Below are 6,565 nucleotides of genomic sequence, written 5' to 3' on the forward strand. Positions count from 1 at the left end.
GTTATAAGCGCTCATTTTGAATTTGAGAGGCCAGAACTAAGAGCAAGATCGACTGAAGGTTGTCTAGGGTTGTATTTAAGAAGAGCATTAGAGGCTAAAAACAAAAAAAGAGGCGTAATAACGCCTCTTTTTTTCGCTTGATAACCTTTAGCGTCGACGACGTCCACGCGTTGGATATTCTGAGTCATCTGATGGCTGACCACTTAATGGTGGAATCTTCTCTTTCCCCGCCAGTTTCTTCTGCAGTGAAAGCATCAACTCAGCTTCGGCTTTTGGTAGTTCGCACTCTTCAATCAGCTCGTTGATATCAGCGCCAAGCTGTACCATTTTAGAAGCGCGACTGTACAAGCGACCATCAGTATCAGCGTGTTCGAGTTCGCGAATTCTCTCGTTTAAGTGCTGAATAATGTCTTGTTGCTCGGTCACTTTTTGTCCAAGACCAACAACAACCGAGCGCACTTCGAGTAACTGCTTACTCAACTTTTGCACTTCTTTATCTGCGTGTCGAGATTGAGCTCGTTGTTGATCTAACTGCTTTTGTAACCCCGAGCGAATCCGCAGTTGCAAAACAACCAATACCAACACGATAAAAGCAACGCCACCCGCAAGGAATGGGGCAGATAAAAGAGTCTCTTCAGCCATCATCATTCAGCCATTAAAGGTGAGCCATCTCGTCCCACTCGTCATCTGTTAGCAGCTTGTTCAAATCCACAAGGATAAGAAGCTTGCCGTCACGGTTGCTCACACCCTGGATGAACTTCGCACTCTCGTCGGTACCAACTGAAGGCGTCGTATCAATTTCAGAAGAACGCAGATAAACAACTTCTGCCACGCTATCTACTAAGATACCAATCACTTGACGCTCAGACTCGATCACAATAATACGAGTGTTGTCAGTGACTTCGCCTTCCATCAGGCCAAAACGTGAACGTGTATCGATAACAGTAACTACATTACCGCGTAGGTTGATGATACCAAGTACATAATCTGGTGCACCTGGAACAGGGGCAATTTCAGTATAACGAAGTACTTCACGAACTTGCATTACGTTGATGCCGTACGTTTCTTCTTCTAGCTGGAACGTCACCCACTGAAGAACTTCGTCATTCGATGCATCTTTCTTCACTTCTACTTCAAAAGCTTGAGACATAGTTAATCCTCGTTAATGTCGTTCCCGACTTAAATCTAATTCAGTGATTTGACATCTAAACCGGCGTTTAGCATGTCAATGAGCGCCTGGACATGAATTAAGGCACACATTTTTTCTTTTACCATGCCCGCTAGCCAAGGGCGTTTACCCGCCTGCTCACGCCAGCGAACCTTGTCGATATTAAGCGTTTCAGTCCCCATTAATTGGTTACTGGCCAACCCCCACATGCTCTCACCAAGCATGACGACATATTGGTAGTTATCTTTATAGCTATCATCACGAAGCTTATCTGCCATCACCCATTTCGCGGTATCGACGACATCAAACTGCTGCTCGCGATTTGTTTGTAGCCCCAAATACCAGGCGGGTTTTCCTATCAAATGGTTAAGCTCGCTAATGCGATGAATACCACCTAACTCATCAAGAGGTACAGCAAACGTGACACCATTCACATCAAAGTAAAGAACTTGGAAGTCCTCACTTCGCTTCGTGCTTTCCCAGACCGTTGGTATATCGGAATCTGCTTGTGTTTCGAGTTCAGTATCGACGTTCGATTCTATATTGATACTTTGTTCGATCACTGCGTGAGGTTCATCCACCTCTGGTTGCGCTTCCTCAAAAACTGGCTCATCAATCACCCAGTCCTGTATTTCCTCAACACCCTGAAGCTCAGGCACCTCACTAAAGGTTTGTACCTCAGGCTCAGCCGCTTTTATCTCTGCTGCAATATCAATCGTATTTTGTTCAAGAATACTATCAATATCCAACTCAGCCACTGGGTTGCTTGCTTCAAGCTGACTTAATAGCCTTTGAACATCTTCCAGGTTTGGAGCTTCCAACTCTGGCGGATATGTTTCTTGAAACTGGTACGTTTCTGGCTCCGAGTATTGTAGCTGTAATTCTGGCTCTGGCTCTGGCTCTGGCTCTGGCTCTGGCTCTGGCTCTGGCTCTGGCTCTGGCTCTGGCTCTGGCTCTGCAGATGATACCTCTTGAGCCAACAGGTCAAGGTCTTCCTCAAGAGTCGTTATTTCAGTTTCATCATCCAGTAATGCATTAAAGTAGTCATCAAGTGCTTGTTCACTGGACAGCACATCATTACTGCTCATCGAACGCCAACCTCTCCAGGTAAATCAGTAGCTGTTTATAGGCAAACACACCACGGCTACCAGATGCAAAATGCGAAGCTGGCAAGTGCTTTAAACTGGCATCGCGGAACTTGGTATCAATAGGCACCGCTGAGGTCCACACTTGATTTGGGTAATCTTTTTTCAGTTGCATCAATGTCTGCAATGACGCTTTCGTGCGCTTATCGTACATGGTTGGGACGATAGTCACTTTGAAACCGCCCGGGCGAGATTTTTGCATAATGGTTAGCGTACGCATCATGCGCTCTAGACCTTTCATCGCCAAAAACTCTGTTTGAACAGGAATCAAAATTCGGTCACTGGCTGCCAACGCGTTCACCATCATCACGCCAAGGATTGGCGGACAGTCAATCAACACATAGTCATAGTCTTGTGAGACAGTTTGCAGCGCCCGTTTTAAGATTAATCCCATACCACTGCGATTACCCATTACGCGATCAAGCGTGGCAAGGGACATATGCGCGGGAATGATATCCATTCCTTCCAGCTCTGTTTCTAAAATCAACGGCTTAACCGTCTCACGAGAAAACGTCTTCAACTGGAATAAATCAAATAGGCTCGAAGTTACTGCATCAGGATCATAACCGAGATAAGTAGTCAGTGAGGCGTGAGGATCAGTATCAACCATCAATACTCGATGGCCTTTCTGGCTCAATAAGCCCGCCAATGTCACTGTTGAGGTGGTTTTACCCACGCCTCCTTTCTGGTTAGCTACACTCCAAACAATCATGATGAATCCTAAGCTAGGCCAACTTCCACCAACATGCGTTCAGCAATGCGGTCAAGCGGTAAATCTTCTGAAGAAATGCCTGCTTTAGCAACCGCTTGGGGCATGCCATAAACAACACAACTTTCTTCATCTTGTGCCCAAATTGTTGAGCCTGAAGACTTCAACATGCGAGCGCCCTCACGACCGTCTGCACCCATGCCTGTCAACACTAAAGAGAGCACTTTGTCGCCATATACTTTTGCGGCAGAACCAAAAGTCACATCCACACATGGTTTGTAGTTCATGCGGTCGCCGCCATCAATAATGCGAAGACGAGCAGCGCCCGCTCGTCCATCTACCATCATTTGTTTCCCACCTGGTGCAAGGTATGCCACACCGGGCTGTAACACATCGCCATCTTGTGCTTCTTTCACTTGAATCTTACACAAGGTGTTCAAACGACTGGCAAACGCAGCAGTAAACGTTGCTGGCATGTGTTGAATCAATACAATCGGATGCGGATAGTTCATCGGCAAGCGCGTCAGAATTTTTTGTAGAGCAACGGGGCCACCTGTTGATGTGCCAATTGCCGTCAGTTGATACTTCTTACCAGAAGCACGGTACTTTGTCGCAGCAGGTCGAGTTGGTGTTGGAGTCACAGGTGAAGCAGTTCTTGAACCTAATGATCGAGTAGTCGTGCTGGTACTCGCTGTTGGGCGAGCGATAGGTCGACGCATGAAAGCGCGCTTCGAGGCAATCTGAATCACACGCTGTTGAAGTAATGACACCGCTTCTTCACGGTTACGCGCAATGTCCTCAAACTTTTTCGGTAAGAAGTCCAATGCGCCCGCATCTAGCGCATCAAGCGTAGCTTTCGCCCCGTCGTGGGTCAGGGACGAAAACATTAGAATTGGCGTTGGAGCAGCGGCCATTATTTCACGTACAGCTGTAATGCCATCCATCACTGGCATTTCAATATCCATCGTGATGACGTCAGGTTTGAGAGATTTGGCTTTCTCAACCGCCTCTCTACCATTTACCGCAACGTCAATCACTTCTAGGCGCGATTCTGAGTTGATGATTTCGCTCACGCGACGTCGGAAAAAACTCGAATCATCAACGACTAGTACTTTAATCGCCATCTTATTCCTTTTAATAACGTCAGCTTTGCTTAAAGGCGTGAAGCCGCAGCATATCGCTTAAGTAAATCAGGCACATCTAGAATTAATGCAATATGGCCATCGCTAGTAATTGTCGCACCAGCCATACCTGGAGTGCCCTGTAATAGATTATCGAGTGGCTTAATAACCACTTCTTCTTGACCAATAAGCGTATCCACAACAAAACCAACGCGCTGGTTACCAATCTGTACAATCACCACGTGACCGTGACCAGTACGCTCTTGGACGTTTTGCGATTTGGATGCCAACCAGTTTTGTAAGTAAAATAGTGGGATAGATTTCTCACGCACAATAATCGTCAGCTGACCATCTACCACGTTTGTACGACTAAGATCCAAGTGGAAAATTTCACTCACCGAAGCCAGTGGTAGAGCAAAAGGATGACCGCCAACACCAACCATCAGAGTCGGTAAAATCGCTAACGTTAGTGGTACTTTGATCGTAATCTTAGTGCCCTTGCCTAGCTCAGAATCGATATCGATTGAACCGTTTAAGGTATTGATCGCCGTCTTAACCACGTCCATACCCACACCACGACCAGAAATGTCAGAAATTTTATCTTTACTTGAGAAGCCAGGTGCGAAGATAAGGTTGAAGCACTCTTTATCTGTTAAACGTGCCGCCGCATCTTCATCCATCATGCCACGCTTCACCGCGATGCCACGCAGTTTGTTCGGGTCCATACCGCCACCATCATCTACGATGGATAGTTCAATATGGTCCCCTTCTTGCGATGCTGACAAAATCACTTTACCTGTGCGTGATTTGCCGGCCTTCGCGCGTGCGTCTGGCATTTCAATACCGTGATCAACCGAGTTACGTACCAAGTGAATCAACGGATCGGCCAATGCTTCTACAAGGTTCTTATCGAGATCGGTTTCTTCACCGCGCATTTCTAGCACGATGTCTTTATTTAGGTTACGAGCCAAGTCACGGACAACGCGCGGGAAACGGCCAAACACTTTCTTAATTGGCTGCATACGCGTTTTCATTACCGCGCCTTGTAGATCCGCAGTTACCACATCAAGGTTAGCGACCGCTTTGGACATCTCTTCGTTGTCGCTATTCAAACCAAGGCTTAATAGGCGGTTTCGAACCAATACGAGCTCACCCACCATGTTCATGATGGTATCAAGCGTCGAGGTATCAACACGAACGGTTGCTTCAGCCTGAGGTTTTTTAACCGCTGGTGCTTTGGCTTCTTCTTTTACGGCGACTGGTTTAGATTCTGGCTTTGGTGCTGGCACTGTTTGAACGGGTGCTGGCACTGTTTGAACGGGTGCTGGCTTAGCAACAGGCTCAGGTTTCGCAGGGCTTTGCTCTACGTTTGCTGAAGCAGGCTTCGTTGCCATATCCAATTCTTCTAGCGTTGGACCTTTACCTGAACCATGTAGCTCATCGAGTAACTTTTCGAACTCTTCGTCCGTCATTAAGTCACTGTCTTGATTTGATGAAGATGACACTGGAGCGGAAGGCTCTGCCGCTTTAGGTGGCTCTACTGGTACGGATGCAGATGCAGCAGCCTCTGCCGTAGAAGGGCTTTTTCCTACACCGTGCAGTTCATCGAGTAAACGTTCAAACTCATCATCAGTGATATCACCACTTTCAACTGATGGCGCACTCGATTGAGGCGGTTCAGATGGCGTTGTAGGTGTCGCAGACATTGAGGTGCCTGGCGCTGAACCTTTACCATGAAGCTCATCAAGTAGTTTTTCGAATTCGTCTTGGGTAATTTCATCAACAGAGCCGACACTTGATGGTGCTGACGGCGCAGCAGGTTCTTCGATGATAGGCTCGGGAATAATAGGCTCTGGAGTAGCCACTGGTTCTTCAACTACGGTTGCCGCTACTTCATCTTCTGACTCAGGTTTGCATAGACGATGAAGTTCTTCAAGAAGCTCAGGGTCCGCAGCTTCTAACGGCTCACGATCTTGAACAGCCTGGAACTGGGTATTAACCGTATCCAAGGCTTTTAGCATCGTATCCATTAAGTTTTGCGTTACCGTGCGTTGACCGTTTCGTAAAACGTCGAACACGTTCTCCGCACCATGACAAGTATCGACTAGCTCTGCCAATGAAAGGAAGCCGGCACCGCCTTTTACGGTATGAAACCCGCGGAAAATAGCATTAAGTAAGTCTTTGTCTTCTGGGTTATTTTCCAATTCAACCAACTGCTCAGAAAGCAGCTCGAGAATTTCCCCAGCCTCAATGAGAAAGTCCTGAAGAATATCTTCGTCTAAATCGTAGCTCATACGTTACCTTTAAAATCCAAGACTGGACAACAAGTCATCGACTTCGTCCTGCGATGAAACCGCATCTTCTCTCAGTTCTGGATGAAGAATCGGGCCTTCGGCTTCGCTTGTTTGTGTATTCTTTTTAT

General features: G+C 46.9%; 7 protein-coding genes. All 7 read right to left on the minus strand.

Annotated features, from left to right (window positions below):
- Nucleotides 1-147 precede the first annotated feature (147 nt).
- A complete protein-coding gene (locus CAG68_RS15315; RefSeq protein ID WP_025767176.1) occupies nt 148-642 on the minus strand; it encodes a DUF2802 domain-containing protein in 495 nt (164 codons plus the stop codon).
- 13 nt (nt 643-655) lie between these two features.
- Nucleotides 656-1,150 (minus strand): chemotaxis protein CheW, encoded by a 495-nt coding sequence (locus tag CAG68_RS15320; RefSeq protein ID WP_005380507.1) that lies wholly within the window; start codon nt 1,148-1,150, stop codon nt 656-658.
- Nucleotides 1,151-1,185: 35 nt separating this feature from the next.
- A complete protein-coding gene (locus CAG68_RS15325; RefSeq protein ID WP_161441333.1) occupies nt 1,186-2,256 on the minus strand; it encodes a chemotaxis protein CheW in 1,071 nt (356 codons plus the stop codon).
- The gene (locus tag CAG68_RS15330; protein WP_005380505.1) at nt 2,246-3,025 is read right to left on the minus strand and encodes a ParA family protein; all 780 of its coding nucleotides are present in this window, start codon (nt 3,023-3,025) and stop codon (nt 2,246-2,248) included. The genes CAG68_RS15325 and CAG68_RS15330 overlap by 11 nt, the downstream gene beginning before the upstream one ends.
- 8 nt (nt 3,026-3,033) lie before the next feature.
- Complete coding sequence (locus tag CAG68_RS15335; protein WP_005380504.1) at nt 3,034-4,146, minus strand: protein-glutamate methylesterase/protein-glutamine glutaminase; 1,113 nt, start codon at nt 4,144-4,146, stop codon at nt 3,034-3,036.
- A gap of 29 nt (nt 4,147-4,175) precedes the next feature.
- Entirely contained in the window at nt 4,176-6,437 is a 2,262-nt protein-coding gene (locus tag CAG68_RS15340; RefSeq protein WP_086046952.1) for a chemotaxis protein CheA, read from the minus strand.
- A gap of 9 nt (nt 6,438-6,446) precedes the next feature.
- On the minus strand, nt 6,447-6,565 hold a 119-nt coding region (locus CAG68_RS15345), incomplete at its 5' end, for a protein phosphatase CheZ (RefSeq protein ID WP_161441334.1).

The sequence above is a fragment of the Vibrio sp. V42_P2S4T144 genome, from assembly GCF_009904715.1.
In the GTDB taxonomy this organism is placed as follows: Bacteria; Pseudomonadota; Gammaproteobacteria; order Enterobacterales; family Vibrionaceae; genus Vibrio; species Vibrio alginolyticus.

Coding starts and splice junctions, on each gene's coding strand:
- CAG68_RS15325 (WP_161441333.1), bottom strand. CDS start 2,256: ATGAGCAGTAATGATGTGCTGTCCAGTGAACAAGCACTTGATGACTAC.
- CAG68_RS15315 (WP_025767176.1), bottom strand. CDS start 642: ATGGCTGAAGAGACTCTTTTATCTGCCCCATTCCTTGCGGGTGGCGTT.
- CAG68_RS15340 (WP_086046952.1), bottom strand. CDS start 6,437: ATGAGCTACGATTTAGACGAAGATATTCTTCAGGACTTTCTCATTGAG.
- CAG68_RS15335 (WP_005380504.1), bottom strand. CDS start 4,146: ATGGCGATTAAAGTACTAGTCGTTGATGATTCGAGTTTTTTCCGACGT.
- CAG68_RS15320 (WP_005380507.1), bottom strand. CDS start 1,150: ATGTCTCAAGCTTTTGAAGTAGAAGTGAAGAAAGATGCATCGAATGAC.
- CAG68_RS15330 (WP_005380505.1), bottom strand. CDS start 3,025: ATGATTGTTTGGAGTGTAGCTAACCAGAAAGGAGGCGTGGGTAAAACC.